Here is a 17,381-nt window from a genome sequence, read left to right as displayed (position 1 = left end):
CATGAATATCACGTTTCGCTGGTACGGCCAAGGTAATGATACGGTGACTCTTGAACATGTCAGACAAATTCCCGGGGTCAAAGGCATCGTCTGGGCTCTTCACCAGAAGCCCGCGGGCGAAGTATGGGAAAAGGAGGACATTGAAGCGGAAGTCAGAAACATTCAATCCTATGGGTTTCATGCAGAGGTCGTGGAAAGCGTGAATGTTCATGAAGCCATTAAACTCGGTCATGAAGAACGCGGACAATATATTGAGCACTATAAACAGACCATTCGCAATCTGTCCGAATTCGGCGTGAAAGTCATCTGTTACAATTTCATGCCGATATTTGACTGGACGCGTACCGATATGTTCCGCGCGCTGGAGGATGGGTCAACCGCTTTGTTTTTTGAAAAAGCGAAAGTGGAAAGTCTCCCTCCGGAGGAACTCATCCGCACGGTTGAAGAATCTTCTGATTTGACGCTTCCCGGGTGGGAGCCGGAGAAAATGGCCCGGATCAAGGAACTGTTTGAGGCCTATCAAACGGTTGATGAAAAACAGCTTTGGGCCAATCTTGAGTTCTTTTTACATGAAATCCTTCCTGTAGCGGAGGAACACGGCATTCAAATGGCCATTCATCCGGATGATCCGCCCTGGTCAATTTTTGGCCTGCCCCGTATTATTACCGGTGAGAAAAGTTATGAAAAGCTGCGAGAGATTTCAGATTCACCCGCCAATTGTATTACGTTGTGCACGGGTTCGATGGGAGCGAATCCCGCCAATGATATGGTGAAGATCGCCAAACACTATGCGGGAGCTGCGCCGTTTGCCCATATACGAAATGTGAAAATCTGCGATAACGGTGATTTTACGGAAACTTCGCATCTTACCAGTGATGGGTCCATTGATATTACCGGTGTGGTAAAAGAATTGCACGGCCAAGGCTATAAAGGATATGTACGGCCTGATCACGGCCGTCATATCTGGGGCGAACAATGCCGGCCGGGTTATGGTTTATATGATCGTGCCTTAGGAATTATGTACTTGAACGGACTGTGGGATGCGTTCTCGTCTCATGAGAAAGAGGTGAAGGGATGAGACCGATTCATGAACGTTTATCAGGAAGAACCGCTGTCATAACAGGCGGGAGCGGTGTTCTCTGTTCAGCAATGGCAAAGGAGCTTTCACGGCAGGGGATGAAAATTGCGATCGTCAGCCGGAATGCTGATAAAGCAGAGCGTGCGGCGGGCGAGATTGCTGACGCTGGAGGAACCGCGGTTTCTGTACCGGCTGATGTTTCAGCCCGTGATTCGCTCGAAAAGGCAAAAGACGAGATTATCAGCCGGTTCGGTTCTGTCAATCTTTTAATTAACGGAGCCGGGGGAAACCACCCTGATGCGATCACTGCCAGCGAGACGTATGAAGAGGATGAGCAGGGCACATCATTTTTTGATATGGACGAAACGGGGTTTTCCAGCGTATTTTCAACCAACTTTACCGGTGCATTTCTGGCATCGCAAGTGTTTGGAAAAGACCTTTTGAAGGCGGAATGTCCCGCGATTATTAATATTTCTTCTATGAGTGCGTATACACCGATGACAAAGGTGCCCGCCTACAGCGCGGCCAAGGCGGCGATTCAGAATTTTACGATGTGGATGGCTGTTCATTTCGCAAAAAAAGGGCTGCGGGTGAATGCCATCGCTCCGGGTTTCTTTTTGACAGCGCAAAACCGTGGGTTGTTATTACAGGAAGATGGAAGTCTGACAGACCGATCCAATAAGATTATGGCACATACACCGATGAAACGTTTCGGGAAACCGGAAGACCTTCTGGGAACGCTCCTGTGGTTTTCGGATGATTCATGCTCAGGCTTCGTCACCGGGGTCACCGTTCCCGTCGACGGAGGTTTTATGGCTTATTCCGGAGTGTGACAGAATCCATGTCCCTGTCAGATTGTAAACCATTTACTTCTGACTTATACTAGTGAAAAATGAAGACAGACGGGGATGAGTCTATGAAAACCATTACAATTTCTGATGTGGCGAAATATGCAAACGTATCTAAAAGCACCGTATCTCAATTTTTAAATCAGCGCTATGACTATATGAGCGAGAAAACGAAACAAAAAATAGAAGCGGCCATTCAAGAGCTGAACTATCAGCCGAATTTCGTCGCCCGCAGCTTAAAACAGAAATCAACATTTACGGTAGGTGTGGTGGTGGCTAATATTCTTCACACTTTTTCCACTCAGGTCATCAGGGCGGTTGAAGACTATTTTCATGAACAAGGATTTCATATTATTGTCTGCAATGCGGATGATGAACCGGAAAAAGAAAAGAAATATATTGAAATGCTGCGGGCTAAGCAGGTGGACGGAATTATTATTTTTCCGACGGGCGAAAATCTCTCTTTATATGAAAAGATGAAACGCGATACGTTTCCGGTCGTGTTTATGGACAGAACCATTGAAGAACTCGGGATTCCGACAGTGATGCTTGATAACCATCATGCAGCCGGTCTTGCCGTTGACCGGTTTATCGAGAGCGGCATTAAGAGAATTGCGATTATTACGACGTCCATTATTCGGGAAATCAGTCCGAGGGTAGAAAGGATTGAAGGGTATAAGAAGGCGCTTGACCGCCACGGAATGATGGTGCGGGACGAATATATCAAAACAGCCGATGCGGCTGATATTTCCAATGTTTTGTCAGAGTTGTTCTCACTTGAGGAGCCTCCGAAAGCGATATTGGCGGCAAACGATATCGTTCTTGTTGAGGTGCTGAAGTATATGAAGGAGCATGATATGACAATTCCGGATAAGGCAGCCGTCATCGGAATTGATGAAGTTCCTTTTGCGGGTTTTTTTACTCCTCCGATTACGACGATCGTCCAGCCTGCGGCAGAAATGGCGCGAAAAGCGGGAAGCCTTCTTCTTCGCCAGATACAAGAAAAAGATGGCGGTGAAAAACGGATTTACCGCTATAAACCGGCGCTGCTCGCAAGGCAATCTGGATAACCGGTTTCATTGCATAAACCGGTTTACTCCGGCAATTTAAATGTCTGAATATTATGAAATGAGAGGGGGATTTTATGTTCTCAAAAGATAGATTCCCTATTCTTCTTCTTTTATTTTCAGCCGGGGTGATTAACTATTTAGACCGCTCAGCGCTGTCTATTGCAGCGCCGTTCATACAGCAGGATCTCACATTGTCGGCAACACAAATGGGGCTGATTTTCAGCAGTTTTTCTGTCGGATACGCTGTGTTTAACTTTCTCGGCGGTGTTGCATCTGACCGGTATGGGGCTAAATTGACATTGTGTACGGCGATGATCGTTTGGTCTCTTTTCAGCGGAGCGGTTGCGCTTGCTTTCGGATTTGTAAGTCTTTTGATTATCCGTGTTTTATTCGGTATGGGAGAGGGGCCGCTGTCGGCTGCCATAAGCAAAATGGTCAACAATTGGTTTCCTCCGTCTCAGCGCGCCACGGTCATCGGCCTGACAAACAGCGGCACGCCGCTCGGCGGGGCGATTTCCGGCCCGATTGTCGGGATGATTGCTGTGGCGTTCAGCTGGAAGGTTTCCTTTGTCCTGATCATGATTATCGGTTTAGTCTGGGCGGTCATCTGGTTTAAATATGTCAAAGAACGGCCGGCGCCGACGGAAGACGCCCCGGCAATGAAAGCGGCGATTCAATCGCATGAGCAGCATATCGCGATGACCTTTTATTTGAAACAAAAAACGGTTCTCTTCACGGCTTTTGCCTTTTTCGCCTACAATTACATCTTATTTTTCTTCTTAACATGGTTTCCGAGCTATCTGGTGAAAGAACGCGGTTTAAGTGTTGAATTTATGAGCGTGGTGACTGTTATTCCCTGGATTCTTGGATTTATCGGTTTGGCGGCAGGCGGAATGATTTCTGATTATGTATTCAAAAAAACAGCCGGAAAAGGGGTTTTGTTCTCACGGAAAGTCATTCTTGTCACTTGTTTGTTCGCTTCCGCTGTACTGATCGGATTTGCCGGACTTGTTACCACTACCGTAAGTGCCGTTATTCTTGTTGCTTTATCAGTCTTCTTTTTATATATAACGGGCTCTATCTATTGGGCGGTGATTCATGATGTGGTTGATCAAAGGAATGTCGGATCAGTCGGCGGCTTTATGCATTTTCTTGCAAACACGGCCGGTATTATCGGGCCTGCTTTAACCGGCTTTATCGCGGACAAAAGCGGATCATTCTCCGGGGCGTTTTTGCTTGCAGGCGGATTAGCCGTTTTGGCCTCGGCTGCGGTAATCCGTTTCGTGCGCCCGATTATCATTCAAACCGCTTCTGAAGATAAAAAAGACACGATACCTTATTCATAAGTCATCAAAGCCACTGAGGCTGTCCTGCCGATAACGGGATGGCCTTTTCGTTCTGCCGCTTGATCTGTTCCTATGATAATATAGGAATTGTTTACAAAAGAAGGGAAGAGGAGGGGGCATGAAACAGAAGCCGATATATGTCGAAATCAATATTGCATCTGATATAGAAACGCTTTGGGAATATACGCAAAACCCGCATCTTCATAAAGAATGGGATCTGCGTTTTTCTGACATTACATATCTTCATAGGCTGCCAGATGAACCGCAGAGATTTCTATATGAAACACGAATCGGTTTTGGGCTGAAGGTATCCGGCACGGGCGAATCAATAGGTGACATAAGGTCTCGCTCGTCAGAAAGAGTGTCTTCGCTCGCTTTTGCCTCTGATCATCCGCTGTCACTTATAAAAGAAGGCAGGGGCTACTGGAAGTATATAGAGCGGGATAACGGACAAACCGCATTTTTGACTCAATATCAATATGAAACGGCCCGCGGTCTGCCGGGAAGTTGGATAGACCGGTTTTTATTTCGTCCTCTGCTAAGCTGGGCTACCGCATGGAGCTTTGATGCGTTGCGGCTTTGGATAGAACAAAACAGACATCCGAAGATATCAGTCCGTTTCGGGTTTGTCTATGTCTTTATGTGTCTCGTATTCAGTCTGTATTGGTTTTTTCAAGGCTTTCATGATGGCTGTGCCGATGCAGAGATCGTGAGGGGAGCGCTGGAGACAGGGTTAGGGGTATTATGGCTGCTTCCCATGCGGAGAAAGTGGCTGATTCACACCGGGCAGTCAGTCTTCTTTTGTGTAACGGCACTGCTATATTCGGGCGGCGGATTCGTGATCTCATTAGGAGTGCTTACGATAGCCGCAATGATTCTTAAGCTCAAGCTGCCGAGCGCCTGGCATACAAAACGAAAGAGAGAAGTGAAATGACGGATTCAATGTATGAAAAAGCGATTACTCATTATCAATCACTGCACCCGATGCTGCAGAAACGGTACAGATTTGACGGATCACGCACGTTTTGCGGAGAAGGCGTTATGTCAGAAATAAAGGGAGGTTCTTTTCTTGTCAGAATGCTTTTAAAGACAGGTGTTTTTTTCAGATGTTTTTTCTCAGAGAGGGGAAACGATATCCCTTTCACTATCGAAAACAAAAACAGGCAAAATGGCGTGGAATGGAATCGTACCTTTTTCTTTAAAAGCAAACCGCGTTTTTTTGATGCGGTCATGGAGTATGATGAGCGGGAAAACAGAATTCTTGATTACTTCGGCAAACCCCGCATCCTACTGTCTGAACTGCATTTAGAAGCGTCTTCAGACGGAGGGCTTGTTATTACATCCGGAAGGCAGTGGCTCCTGATAGTCGGAAAGAAAATCCCGCTTCCGGCATGGCTGTGCGGCAGTTCAACCGTTTATGAGGCTTATGATGAGGAAATGAATTGCTTCAGCATAAAGGTTCATGTGAAAAACCGGATACTCGGCACGCTTTTCTCTTACCGGGGGACTTTCCGGGAAACAGAGGGAGAAACATGCTGAAGCGTCATCTCATGGTAAGCGTGATTTGCTTTTTGGGATTTGCGGCGGCTGAAGCTCCGTATATATCAGCTGCTGAGATGTTTGTTTTATTTTCCGTACTTTTTTTCGTTCCCGCTGTATTCGATTTTGCTTTTCGACCGTCAAAGACCTTAGAGAATGTGTTATTACGGAGTTATCCTGTTGCCGCTTTATGTGCGGTGCTTGCGCTTGTCACAGACTTCAGTTTTTTTGCCGTTGTGTGGCTCATTTATACGGTTGGGCTGGCACTGTATGCTGTCCGGCGGCTGATGAAAACAAATATTCACAGAACAGAAGAGATGTCTGTTATGGCGGGTTTCATTTATTTGGCCGGGGGCGGATTCTGGTTCTTCGCATATGTCCTTGAGATTCCCGTCATGAATTTCGGCCCGCTTATCGTTCTGCTGACGGCGGTGCACTTTCACTATTCCGCTTTTCTCATTCCGATCTTTAACGGATTGCTCGGCAGGATCATACGGGAGAAACGGGTTCTTTACAGATGGAGCACGGTCATTATTTTGATTTCGCCGATCCTTATTGCCTTGGGGATTACATTTTCAAAGACACTTGATGTGATTGCTGTCGCTCTGTATCTGGCGGGTCTGTATGTAAATGCATATCTCGTCTTTACGGCGCCGTTTGTTACGAAAACAGGCAGGATCTTGATCAGGAGTTCTTCGGCTGTGTTAATGATCACAATTGCTTTTTCTTTGATATATTCGTACGGTGTCTACCGCGAGGAGGCAACGCTCACGATCAGCCAGATGATTTGGATTCACGGGGCCGTCAATGCATTCGGCGTTATCCTGCTGGCTTTGGCGGGGTGGAGGTTGGAAAATCCGAGACCGTTTGATGAGGGCAGCGAAAGAACGTTCAGCCGTATTTACGGGAAGAGAACGATAGGCAAAGACTTTTTGACTGATATTCATGCAGCAAATGACATCCATTATACCGGCCTTCTGGATCAGCTGAGAGAACTGCATTCTGAAGACTTTTCAACTGAAAAACTGGCGCCGGCCGTTATTTCCTTTTATGAAGAGACAATTGATTATGACATCATGGCAAAAGTGACGTGGAGCGGATGGTTTCGTCCGTTCGCGCGCGTGTACGAGCCGTTCAGCAGAAGAGCGGGGCAGATTCACCTGTCCATGAATCCGGATTGGTATATCATGCACAGTGATATTATAGGAGTTGACTCTGACAAAGACGGCAGAAAAAATGTCCGTGCGTGGATCAGAACAAATGAAAAGCAGGAAACCGTTTTTACTGCGCTGTATTCAGCGTACAGGGCAAAAGGGGAAGGATACATGAATATCTCTCTTCCGCTGCCGTACGGCCAAATGACGGGCATTTTAAAGCCTTATGCGCGTAAGCAGAATCTTGTTTTGACAAGCAGACGGCGAAAAAGCGGAGCGGGTGATGAAGGGATTTATCTGCAGACGAAATGGGGGACGTGTCATCTTCCGCTGGCAGAGACATTTCTTATTTCAGCCCAGAGCGAAACCAGCCTGAAGGCCGTTCATCATATGTGGCTGTTCGGACTGAAATTTTTAACTGTGCATTATCGGATCACTCATGCTTCCGCAGGTAACCGAAGCAAATAACTAGCTGCAGCGCTGCCTGTTCATCAGGCGGCTTTTTCTCATCTACATGGGTTATATTCACCATTTTATTTGCGACCTATTTTGCGGCGGATGATACGAAAGGAGTCATGCACTGGATCTCATTTATTCACGTGTTAGCTCAGCTGTCAGGGATGAGCATGAGCGGTTATGTTGTCAGTGAATGGGGTGGCACGCGGCACTTTGGATTGGGAGCGGCCTCGGTCTTTGCCTGTCTTTCATGATTCGCGAAATGAAAACGACCGCTATGATTCCGCACGCACTGGCTCCGCTGGTGATGGAAACGTTTTTTAATAGGTTTTCACTCGGCATTATCTTTCCTGTGCTGCTTGGAATGTCGATTGAGTCTGTTCCGGCGGGCATGAGAGCAACATCGATGGGGCATATCAGGCGCTTTATGCACTCGGTATTTTCGGAGGACCTTGGTTGCGGGATTTTTTAATGATTGGCTGGGCTCAGAGCCGGATTTTATTTCGCGGCAGTGCTCTGGCTGGCGGCTGTCATACTTGCTCATATGTGGGGAGCCGATGCAAAAACTCGTCGGAAAAAAGCAGGGAAGATGCGGCAAAGTATTACCAGACATGGTTTTTTTATTTCTGTCCCTAAAAATGATCTCATTCCGGGTAAAGGCCAAAGCTGAATCAAACCTAACGCTGCAAACATTTTTATACGTGTAACGAAATGACTGCAATAACACAATGTACGGTTAGTTCGTTATAAATTTCTCTTCCGTCTCAATAACTAAAGTATACTTAATTTATGAGACGGATAATTCATTTCTTCGTTTAACTTCCTAGAATATATATTATGTAAACTAGGAATTATGTAGAGAATATAAAAGTGGATCCATATTCTAAGAACATCCCCTTTTTGTAAGGTAATATTAAAAAACCTCTACGTCCTTAATAAATTAAATTGGTCATAAAGGTTTTTCAGTTTGAGTATTTTAATCGGTTATGTCACTTGTTGCTGGTCTTCTTAATCAAGTCCACGCCATCGTATGCCAGACTTTCCATACTTGCAGCCTTCTGCAGTATGTAATGATCAAAAAAGTTCTTCGTATAGTCTGTAACAAGATTTCGCATCTCCATGGCATCCCGTTCGCCTCTAAGTTCCTTATTCACACTGGTAAACACGATGTCGCAGTAATCTAAATGCGCAGCACGATCAACAGAGAAATAATAGGTATCCATGCTATTGTTAGCGCCAATGATCGCATTCATGTTATAGTTCGGTTCAGAAAACAGCAGCAAAAAGGGTTTCTTAATGTCGCTGCCCTGAAGGCCGAACGCTCCGCTATCCAAGCCAATCCCGCAGGCGAACCGTTCGTCGTCCCGGCAAACAATCGCCGTCGTAGGCCCTCCATAAGAATGTCCGACTATGCCCATGCCGATATCAAGCAACAATCTGCCCTTAAAGATGGAATTCAGCTCTCCAGAATCCAATTTGACAAGATAATCGGCTACATACCTTACATCTTCTGCCTGTAATTCACTATACTCTGTTAACTTGTCAAGTATCGGCAGTGTAAGCACGTTTTGGCACATCTCAATGGCAGTTTCATCGTCGGGCCGTATCTCCATCTTACCAGCCAAAGCCAGCATCTCCGGATCTTCAGAAAACGCCATAATGACATCCGAAAAATCCTTTGATACATTAAACAGGCGCCCATCTTTACGCTTATACATCGTGCTATTTTGATGGCCGATGCTTACTACAACATATCCCATGCTTGCCAAGTCTGTACAGATCACTGTACCCCATTCTGGAGAACCGCCCCCGCCGCAAACATAGAATAACACCGGATAGCGTTTTTCCTTCCCGGAGAGAGCAAGGTCGTCGTAACATTGGGTCTTGATATCTATAGAGTAAGCATCCTTCAACGCAGTGAGAAGCGGCTGCTCATCAAGCATTTCGCAGACTTCAGGAAACATGTACGCTGATGTAGTCTTCCCTTCGCTGCTGTCGGACGGATAGTACACAAACGCCGTCAGTTCTCTTTTTGTATGATCTGATGCCGTGTACTCAAAATCCATCTGGGTTCGGCCGACAGTATAGCCGCCAATTGGCTCTGGAAATGCGTCATACTTTTTCATTCTCTTGTTCCCCCTTACGTAATAAAAGTGGCGGATGTGAAATACACACATTGCGCTATAAACGCTTTTCAAAACTGTGAAACAATTACATCATATGTTCAGTGAATCATATCTACTCCTTGGCTTTCTTGAGATTGCTAACAACATTTGTACAGGCCCATATACTGTTTCAGAGTTTCATCCGCCACGTAAACCTCCTTGTATTGCTGTTTAAGATGATAAAAGCGGACATCGTTGCTGATGTCCGCCTAAAGCTTAACTAATTGGGTTCTGTTCCCCAAATCAGTTTTCCTTGATGATATAATGTGATTTTTTTCGTTGTTTTAAACGTATTTGATTGGAAAAAGGAATAATCGCCGCTTTGTGCATAATTGCTCCAGTCATCATTGTGAAGACGAAGCTGAATATTCCCTGTGCTTGCTCCCGGTGACAGCGTTCCTGTTTTAAACCCCAGTTCCAGATAGGTATCTGCACCTTGCTTAGGTTTATGCAGCGTCACAAACTTGTGGGTCAGATTGCCGCATCCTATCTGCGCGTAGTCACAGTCAAAGTTTTGGCCTTTGTTTTTCACGTTATACCAGTAACGGGCAGTGACATCTTTTAAATCAACCGTCGCATTGCCGTTATTTTTTATGTGAAGCTGCGGGCGGATTTGATTGCTGTTCACACGCCCATCCCCTGCTTTGTATTGTACAGAAACGCCTTTTTCCTGTGTGGGGTTATCTTGTGCTGGCGTTTCAGGGACGTCCTTCGTCGAATCTTTAGTGCCGCGAATGTTTTCTCTTACGAATGTTCCTGAAGCAGTTAAATCTGTAAGCGGCCAGCCGCCTGTTTTAGATGCTCCCGGCTTTAAAGCCGAAGATGATTCCTGCTTATCAGAAAGATTCCAGTTCACCCAGCTGATGTTCTTACTGTCGAGATAATTCAGCCATTCCCGCGACTGGTCAAGGAATACACCGCCATTTCCAGACGCGTCGCTTGTTCCCCATTCCGTCACGAAAATAGGCGCTCCTTTACTGAGTGCATAGTTTGCTTTATCCCGTAAAGATTGGCCATGTGTGCCGGCATAAAAATGAAGCGCGTACATGACGTTTGCATCTTTTAGCTGATCATCGGCTGCATCATTCACATCTTGGCTCCATGTACCGGTGCCGACAATGATGATGTTGTCTGGATCATTTTTGCGGATAACGGAAATCACTTCTTCCGCATACGGTTTAATATCACGCTTCCAGTTCACGTCACCGTTTGGTTCGTTTGCAATTTCATAAATGACGTTTGGCGTGTTTCCGTAAAGACTTGACATCTCCTTGAAAAATTCTTTTGCCTTCTCTTTATTTTGGTTTGGGTTGCCGTCATTTAAAATATGCCAGTCAATGATGACATATATCCCAAGTTCTTTTGCCGCTTCAACCGCTTCTTTTACTTTATTTTTCACGGACGGGTTGTCAATATAACCGCCATCTGCCGTATACATCGCCGCGCGGAAAACGGTTATGCCCCAATCGTCTCTCAGCCATTTTAAGCTGTCTTTATTGACGAAATCGCCATACCATTGCAATCCATGTGAACTGATCCCTTTCAGTTGTACCGCTTTGCCGTCTCGGTTTACAAGTTGTGTACCTTTTATGCTAAGCTGACCATTCTTGGCTACTGGCGTTTTTGTCTCTGCTGCTGATGCCGGCGAAGGCAGCAAGCCGCCCATTGTCAATACCGCAATCAATAAACACGTAATAAAAATAGAAATTGCCCGTTTCATATCTGATCTTTTCCTCCTTCGCATCATTTTGGCTCTTTCTTATGAGCTCGAACTCATTGTAAAAATCTTTCTCATGATTGTCTATCAATCTATTTTCTTGTTTTTGGGAGGTGTAAAAGCCTGTCAATTTGCTCTATCTCTATTGAATAAGACACACCTGACACATATAGAACAAAGAAAACCGGGCTGAATCGGGACTTTACACGTCATTTTTCAATCGAATCGAAAAATTAAATGTATTTCCAACGTAGACACGCTGAATGTGATGAGTCTCAATATGGCATTGAATCTTATGATTGCTGTAAGAAGACGAGTCCTTGTTAATTTAAGGTTGATGTAAGGTTCGGATTAATACGGGTTAAGGTTGGAGTTGTACAATAAGATTGTACTTCAGTGAGGGATTCAGCCAGAAGAATTCCCCCTTCAATAAATCATAGAGGTGAAAAGGTTTGAGAGAAAATAAAATGTTGTCTTCATTATGTTACTTCAGTATATTTTTTGCGCCGTTTCTGTTTCCGATTATCGTCTATTTCTTAGGCCAGGACGATGTGAAATATCATGCGAAAAAATCTTTGTGGACGCATCTGATTCCTTATTTGATTTTTGGGATTGGCATCATCGCTTCAGGTTTACTTGGTATGAATGACATCAGGCACGCCGGGCCTTTCCTGCTTGCGACGTATGCTGTTACATTCCTTGTGGCGATCTATTTTTTCATTTGGAACATTGTCAAAGGAATCAAAGTGTTTTCGGAACAATAGGAAAAAACGGTTCTGTTATTAATCAACAGAACCGTTTTTTTTTGTATAGCCATTATGATAATTGTATATCTATCGTTGTCCCTTCTCCCGCGGTGCTGTGAATGGTGATGTCCCCTCCGTGCTTTTGGATAATATCCTTTGCTATGGCCATTCCAAGACCAGAGCCTGCATGCGTCGTTCCTGTATTTGTGCCCCTGTAATAGCGATCAAACACTTTCTCCAGCTCCTCTTCTTCTATCCCTTTGCCGTTGTCCTTAATTGTCACATGAGTTCGTTCTTTTTGTTCAAGCTGTACAACGATCTTCACATCAGGATCATTGTGAACGAGGGCATTTAAAATGAGATTCGTGACGGCTCTCCTAATCAATATCGCATCAAGGTTCAGCATCAGCTTTTCCACGTTCGTTTGAAGCTCAATGGACTTATCCGCATATCTAGAATCGTTTAACATATCAATTAACGTTTCCCGCAGCAGCGATACAAGGTTTACCCGTTCTGTATGTAACATCACATCGTTGTTTTTCAGCCTTGTCGTTAAATTTAAATCTTCCATCACATCTTTCATATAGAGGGATTTACTCTCAATGATCTGGGCGTACTCTCTGACCTGTTCGGCTGTAAGATGGTAATTTGGATCTTGGATGATTTCTGCATAGCCTTGAATAGATGCTAATGGTGTTTTAATGTCATGAGAAATATGACTGATCCACTCTTCACGCATTTGCTCTAATTTATCTTTTTCTTTTTTGCTTGAAGATAGTTGTTCCGATAAATGATTGACATTATAGAAGACATCTTTATAAATGCCTTTGGAATTCATTTTGATCGTATAATCTCCATTAGCTAACCGCTGGATTCCTTGAATGACACGGCCGAGCGGTTTTGTGAGCTGCCGGCTGAATAGATAGCCAATGAGTAACGCGATCAATGCATCTATTGATAATAATATGATGGTTCCTGCATTGAACTTCGTCACAAATTCCTTGGTATCATATGAGAGGACATATTTTCCGAGAGAGGGATTTTTAAACCCTATAAAGTAACTGTACTCCTTGCCGTTTACTTTTTTCCCGCCGGCGTAAATGGTTGATAATAATCGTTCATCCTTATATTTATGTAAATTTACAATTTCAATAGGCGTATATTTTTTCTTCAGTCCTTTAGGTTCTCTATCATGATAAACATCCTGTCCGTTTTCATCTAATATTTGAATCCATGCATTCTGTTCTTTTAAAGCTTTTTGGCCCTCTTTGTTTACTGTGATACCATTGTTCGATAACGTGACATATTGTCGGAATGATCTTGTGAAAGTTTCCGGTGTACTTTCTTCGTCATGTTGGCTGTTCGCCTGGAAAACGAGCCAAAACATAAAAATAAATAAATTAATGAAGACTGTAATGATGGTCACGATAATGACAGAGACCATATATCTGCCTGTTAATCGCCAATTCATCCTTACGCATCCTTTACAACAAATTTGTAGCCTAACCCTTTCACAGTGACGAGAAAGTCTGGTTTTGATGGGGTGTTTTCTATTTTCTCACGGAGCCTGCGTATATGAACCATCACTGTGTTGTCAGAACCGAAGAAATCTTCTCCCCATACAGCTTGATAGAGTGTTTCTTTACTGATCACCCGATTGGGATGCTGCAGAAAATAGGTCATAAGCATAAGTTCTTTAGGTGTTAACTCAATAGCCGCTCCATTTTTGGTGAGCTCGGCTTGTTGTTGGTTTAATTCAAATGGCCCTTTTTTTATTAGGGTTCCGGTTTGAGAAGGCTGTAAGTAAGATGATCTTCTCAGCTGCGCTTTGACCCGGTATGCAACTTCCTTAGGGCTGAAGGGTTTTGTAATGTAGTCGTCCCCGCCGATGGCAAGTCCTACAATTTTATCCGTTTCCTCCCCCTTTGCAGACAAAAAGATAATAGGAACGTGTGAAATGTCTCTTATTTGCTTGCAGATATCATAGCCTTCACCGTCTGGCAGCATGATATCCAATATCACCAGATCGGGATTTTCTTGATGAAATTGAGCCAATCCGTCACGGGCAGTCGAAGCTGTCACTACGCGATCAATGCCTTCTCTTATTAATACGGTTTTGATCAGTTCCAAAATTTCTTTTTCGTCGTCTATGATTAATACTTTGCTGTGAAGCCGTGACATATATTGATCACTCCTTGAAGTCATTGTCATTATTATACCCAATGTCTGTGTATCGTTAAAAAAATCAACACTTCTCTCCCACAGAAAATAAGCCAATTTTCTTTTTTGAGTAAGAAAATTGGCTTATTGCGATGCTTATGCCTTTAACGCTTTACAACAAATGTTGTCACGCTTTGAGCCGGAAGATGGGCCCAAAAATGATTGTCCGTTACTTTGAGATCCGTTCCAGGTTGAAGATTGCTGCTGCTGCTCGTGATCCATCTGGATACTTGCGAAGCAGTTCCATTCTGCAACACGAAGTTTTGGTTGACCCCTGTGTTATTTTTATTAATGGCAACAATCACGACTTTATTGTCTCCTTTATAGGCTGACACGTAAACATTCGGTTCAGGATTTTTCGTTGCATCAATCCTTACATAGCCTGGGCGCACAAATTTTGAGAAATGAGCCATATTGTATCCGCGTTTGCTAATCATCCCATCTTCTTTCATAGGGCCGTATGATCTGCGGATGTACCACCACACATAAGCTTGAAAATCTCCCTCTACCATTGAATGATGAATATGCTCTGAAACACCTAAAGCCTCAGGCCAGCGATCCGCTGAATTGTTGTCACTATTCGGATAGTATACTTCCGTCATCCATAGCTCTTTCCCTCCTCCTTTTTGTTTGAAAAGAGGATAAGGAAACTGACTGACCTGAGTGCCGTACAGGTGGGTTCCGAGGATATCCATATTCCTAAGCGCCTGCGGATCGTTCAAAATGGGGTCCGATATATTTTTCAGGTATTGAAATGATTCCGGCGCAATCACGCGGGCATTAATGGAACCGGCATTCTCTCTCATGAAACGCAGGATTTCTTGGGGCGTCCACCATGTCCATTCGTGAGCGTAATCAGGCTCGTTTTGCATAGAAATCGCATACAGATTCACACCATTACTCTTCATGAAATTAACGAAATCGTTAAGATGCTGCGCGTATGCGGCGTACTTATCGTATCTCAGCCGCTTAGCTGTTGTGTCACCATTATGATTGAAAGTCTCAACCATATCGTTTGGCGGATTCCAAGGGGAAGCAAAAACGATTGCTCCATGTTTGATCGCACTCTTTGCAGTCTCCACTTCCTTGTACCAATTATTTCTATTTTCATCTACATGAATTCTTAAGACCGAAAAACCTAACTGATTCTGTCCATTGCCAAAAGCGGTCTCCCGTTGAGCCGCAGTCAAATCTCCAATCCAAGCTGGGTGGTTCATTCCTCCAAAACCGCGAATCACTTGTCTATCTGCAGATATATTAACTGTTGCATCACTTGCTGCTGAAACTTCAGTAACTCCCGGTCCTAAGAGCATGACGGACATCATTGTGAAACATACCAATAATACACAAATTGATTTTTTTACGCTCGACATCATTTTTTCCTCTCTTTCATATGTCTTTTATGGACTTAGAAAACGTACCTTTGCTTATCTTTGTGTAAACTGCCAGTAATCAACGTTAAACAAGTTTCCTGCACCAGTTCCCGTAAATACAAAGAATACGTTGTGAACACCTGTTGCGCCGCTTATCGCAGTTTCTATATCTCTCCAGGATTGCGTTCCGCCTGTGGAAGGGACATTCAAGGTTCCGACAAGCTTACCGTTTGCACTGTCTAGCCGCACTTCTATTTTCCCGCCAAGAGCGGACGCTACATTTGCTTTAAACGTCCTGGCACCACCTGACCCGAAATCTGCATTTCCAACAGCAATCCAGTCTCCGTTATGAATGTTTGTGACATGTTGATTATTGACCGGGCCGCCGGGTGCTGAGGATGCCTCTGTCAAAATCCGTCCGTTCCAGGCAAACGTTTCCGCTTCTACGCGGTGATATGGATTCAAATTGGATAGCTGTTTGACACCTGCAAAATTTGCCGCTACCTCTTGCAGGGAGCCATCTGGATTATGCACAAGCTTATTAATATGGGGAGAACGGTAACCTTTGCCGGCCCCGTAAAGAGCGGAGCTGACAGTTTGAGTATGATACACCACATACCACTCGTTTTTAAAATTGAAAACAGCATGATGATTGTTCCCGCCGCCTCCGAAAAATGCTCCCGGATTTTTCAGAAAGTGCCCTCTATACGAAAAAGAATCCATAGGACTTGAGCTGGTCATATAGCCGATCTCACCTGGAGGTTTATCGGCCGGGTGCGCGCCCCCGAAATTGATACAATAGGAATAGTAATATTTTCCGTTATACTTATGCATTCCCGAATCTTCAAACATAAAAGGCGCATCAATCGTAGACGCACTTCCGGCAACACTGGTCATATCAGGACCTAATTTCATGACTCTTGCTGTTTTAGGATTGGCCCATTGCCCCTGCGTTGGATTTGAACCGCCCGGAACGCCTCCGCCGGCATATAGGTAACCGGTACCGTCATCATCTACGAATACTGCAGGATCAAAAAGCCATACAACACCGGACATTCCTGGCGTATTTGGCGTTACCAGCGCTTTTCCGATCGGATCTGTCCATGGGCCGGTCGGGCTGTCTGCGGTGAGAACCCCGATACCTCCGCCGCCGTTTGCGAAATAAAGGAAAAATTTATCCTTACCATTGATCTTTTTCACCGCGGCTGACGGGGCCCATGATGCTCCTGCCCATTTGGCAATCCCCCGGCCGCCATTCGCCCCATTGGCACCCGCTGCGGGAATCGTTCCGTGATCTGTCCAGTTCACCATATCCGCTGAAGATATGACGGATATTTTATTCAAATTGGCAAATGAATTATCCTTAATCGTGCCGTCGCTATTATATTCATAGTCATCGCTTGACATATAGATGTAGACTCTTCCGTTATAGGTCAGCGCAAACGGATCTGCGCCCAGATGATGGTCAATAAGCGGATTTGAATTCCCAACATGTTTTGCAATTGGAGTGCTTACCGCATTCGCATATTCCCCAGGTAAACAGCTCAATAATAAAGCAAGAATCAATAAACATACGCTGCACTTTTTCATCTGCTTAACATCCTCCTGTTTCCGCATATTAGGTTTTTAAAAAATATGATAACAACAGGTCATGAAGAATGCGTAAAAT

The 17,381-nt window shown here is 44.6% G+C and carries 15 protein-coding genes; 9 read left to right on the top strand and 6 right to left on the bottom strand.

Annotated elements, in window-relative coordinates:
- Position 1 precedes the first annotated feature (1 nt).
- The 8 genes from uxuA to BGM27_RS00340 all read left to right on the top strand — a co-directional run bounded on the left by uxuA (position 2) and on the right by BGM27_RS00340 (position 7,963).
- A complete protein-coding gene (gene uxuA, locus BGM27_RS00375) occupies positions 2 to 1,078 on the top strand; it encodes a mannonate dehydratase (RefSeq protein WP_007410159.1) in 1,077 nt (358 codons plus the stop codon).
- Positions 1,075 to 1,911, top strand: coding sequence for an SDR family oxidoreductase (locus BGM27_RS00370; RefSeq protein WP_007410158.1), 837 nt, complete (start codon positions 1,075 to 1,077; stop codon positions 1,909 to 1,911). Before uxuA ends, BGM27_RS00370 begins: the two co-directional genes overlap by 4 nt.
- Positions 1,912 to 1,994: 83 nt before the next feature.
- Entirely contained in the window at positions 1,995 to 2,996 is a 1,002-nt protein-coding gene (locus tag BGM27_RS00365; RefSeq protein ID WP_007410157.1) for a substrate-binding domain-containing protein, read from the top strand.
- Between the two features lie 74 nt (positions 2,997 to 3,070).
- Positions 3,071 to 4,342 (top strand): MFS transporter, encoded by a 1,272-nt coding sequence (locus BGM27_RS00360; RefSeq protein WP_007410156.1) that lies wholly within the window; start codon positions 3,071 to 3,073, stop codon positions 4,340 to 4,342.
- Positions 4,343 to 4,460: 118 nt separating this feature from the next.
- A complete protein-coding gene (locus BGM27_RS00355) occupies positions 4,461 to 5,276 on the top strand; it encodes a hypothetical protein (protein ID WP_007410155.1) in 816 nt (271 codons plus the stop codon).
- A complete protein-coding gene (locus BGM27_RS00350) occupies positions 5,273 to 5,881 on the top strand; it encodes a DUF4166 domain-containing protein (RefSeq protein WP_007410154.1) in 609 nt (202 codons plus the stop codon). Before BGM27_RS00355 ends, BGM27_RS00350 begins: the two co-directional genes overlap by 4 nt.
- Positions 5,875 to 7,503: a YndJ family protein gene (locus BGM27_RS00345; RefSeq protein ID WP_007410153.1), complete on the top strand. Its 1,629-nt coding sequence runs from the start codon at positions 5,875 to 5,877 to the stop codon at positions 7,501 to 7,503. Before BGM27_RS00350 ends, BGM27_RS00345 begins: the two co-directional genes overlap by 7 nt.
- A gap of 181 nt (positions 7,504 to 7,684) precedes the next feature.
- Positions 7,685 to 7,963, top strand: a complete 279-nt coding sequence (locus BGM27_RS00340; protein WP_007410151.1) for a hypothetical protein — start codon at positions 7,685 to 7,687, stop codon at positions 7,961 to 7,963.
- Between the two features lie 517 nt (positions 7,964 to 8,480).
- Here BGM27_RS00340 and BGM27_RS00335 read toward each other — a convergent pair.
- Both BGM27_RS00335 and BGM27_RS00330 read right to left on the bottom strand, forming a co-directional pair.
- Positions 8,481 to 9,617, bottom strand: coding sequence for an alpha/beta hydrolase (locus BGM27_RS00335; RefSeq protein ID WP_007410149.1), 1,137 nt, complete (start codon positions 9,615 to 9,617; stop codon positions 8,481 to 8,483).
- 259 nt (positions 9,618 to 9,876) lie between these two features.
- Positions 9,877 to 11,376: a cellulase family glycosylhydrolase gene (locus BGM27_RS00330; RefSeq protein WP_007410148.1), complete on the bottom strand. Its 1,500-nt coding sequence runs from the start codon at positions 11,374 to 11,376 to the stop codon at positions 9,877 to 9,879.
- Between the two features lie 449 nt (positions 11,377 to 11,825).
- Here BGM27_RS00330 and BGM27_RS00325 point away from each other — a divergent pair, with 449 nt between their 5' ends.
- The gene (locus BGM27_RS00325) at positions 11,826 to 12,137 is read left to right on the top strand and encodes a magnetosome magnetite crystal formation protein family (RefSeq protein WP_007410147.1); all 312 of its coding nucleotides are present in this window, start codon (positions 11,826 to 11,828) and stop codon (positions 12,135 to 12,137) included.
- 52 nt (positions 12,138 to 12,189) lie between these two features.
- Here BGM27_RS00325 and BGM27_RS00320 read toward each other — a convergent pair whose 3' ends face one another.
- The 4 genes from BGM27_RS00320 to BGM27_RS00305 all read right to left on the bottom strand — a co-directional run bounded on the left by BGM27_RS00320 (position 12,190) and on the right by BGM27_RS00305 (position 17,302).
- The gene (locus BGM27_RS00320; protein WP_007410146.1) at positions 12,190 to 13,590 is read right to left on the bottom strand and encodes a sensor histidine kinase; all 1,401 of its coding nucleotides are present in this window, start codon (positions 13,588 to 13,590) and stop codon (positions 12,190 to 12,192) included.
- A gap of 2 nt (positions 13,591 to 13,592) precedes the next feature.
- Entirely contained in the window at positions 13,593 to 14,300 is a 708-nt protein-coding gene (locus BGM27_RS00315; RefSeq protein WP_007410145.1) for a response regulator transcription factor, read from the bottom strand.
- A 143-nt stretch (positions 14,301 to 14,443) separates the two neighbouring features.
- Positions 14,444 to 15,715 carry a glucuronoarabinoxylan endo-1,4-beta-xylanase XynC gene (gene xynC / locus BGM27_RS00310; RefSeq protein ID WP_007410144.1) on the bottom strand — a complete coding sequence of 424 codons (1,272 nt, stop codon included), beginning with the start codon at positions 15,713 to 15,715 and terminating at the stop codon, positions 14,444 to 14,446.
- Between the two features lie 51 nt (positions 15,716 to 15,766).
- Complete coding sequence (locus tag BGM27_RS00305; protein ID WP_007410143.1) at positions 15,767 to 17,302, bottom strand: glycoside hydrolase family 43 protein; 1,536 nt, start codon at positions 17,300 to 17,302, stop codon at positions 15,767 to 15,769.
- Positions 17,303 to 17,381: the final 79 nt, after the last annotated feature.

Source organism: Bacillus sp. FJAT-27001, from assembly GCF_019039175.1.
Classification (GTDB): domain Bacteria; phylum Bacillota; class Bacilli; order Bacillales; family Bacillaceae; genus Bacillus; species Bacillus velezensis.
The sequence above is the reverse complement of the archived record's forward strand: the minus strand, read 5'-3'. Positions and strand labels throughout refer to the sequence as shown.

What these genes read in the sequence shown, in the direction of transcription:
- BGM27_RS00320 (WP_007410146.1), bottom strand. Translation starts at nt 13,590, where the DNA reads ATGAATTGGCGATTAACAGGCAGATATATGGTCTCTGTCATTATCGTG.
- BGM27_RS00330 (WP_007410148.1), bottom strand. Translation starts at nt 11,376, where the DNA reads ATGAAACGGGCAATTTCTATTTTTATTACGTGTTTATTGATTGCGGTA.
- BGM27_RS00345 (WP_007410153.1), top strand. Translation starts at nt 5,875, where the DNA reads ATGCTGAAGCGTCATCTCATGGTAAGCGTGATTTGCTTTTTGGGATTT.
- BGM27_RS00355 (WP_007410155.1), top strand. Translation starts at nt 4,461, where the DNA reads ATGAAACAGAAGCCGATATATGTCGAAATCAATATTGCATCTGATATA.
- BGM27_RS00370 (WP_007410158.1), top strand. Translation starts at nt 1,075, where the DNA reads ATGAGACCGATTCATGAACGTTTATCAGGAAGAACCGCTGTCATAACA.
- BGM27_RS00350 (WP_007410154.1), top strand. Translation starts at nt 5,273, where the DNA reads ATGACGGATTCAATGTATGAAAAAGCGATTACTCATTATCAATCACTG.
- BGM27_RS00305 (WP_007410143.1), bottom strand. Translation starts at nt 17,302, where the DNA reads ATGAAAAAGTGCAGCGTATGTTTATTGATTCTTGCTTTATTATTGAGC.
- uxuA (WP_007410159.1), top strand. Translation starts at nt 2, where the DNA reads ATGAATATCACGTTTCGCTGGTACGGCCAAGGTAATGATACGGTGACT.
- BGM27_RS00360 (WP_007410156.1), top strand. Translation starts at nt 3,071, where the DNA reads ATGTTCTCAAAAGATAGATTCCCTATTCTTCTTCTTTTATTTTCAGCC.
- xynC (WP_007410144.1), bottom strand. Translation starts at nt 15,715, where the DNA reads ATGATGTCGAGCGTAAAAAAATCAATTTGTGTATTATTGGTATGTTTC.
- BGM27_RS00340 (WP_007410151.1), top strand. Translation starts at nt 7,685, where the DNA reads ATGGGGTGGCACGCGGCACTTTGGATTGGGAGCGGCCTCGGTCTTTGC.
- BGM27_RS00335 (WP_007410149.1), bottom strand. Translation starts at nt 9,617, where the DNA reads ATGAAAAAGTATGACGCATTTCCAGAGCCAATTGGCGGCTATACTGTC.
- BGM27_RS00315 (WP_007410145.1), bottom strand. Translation starts at nt 14,300, where the DNA reads ATGTCACGGCTTCACAGCAAAGTATTAATCATAGACGACGAAAAAGAA.
- BGM27_RS00365 (WP_007410157.1), top strand. Translation starts at nt 1,995, where the DNA reads ATGAAAACCATTACAATTTCTGATGTGGCGAAATATGCAAACGTATCT.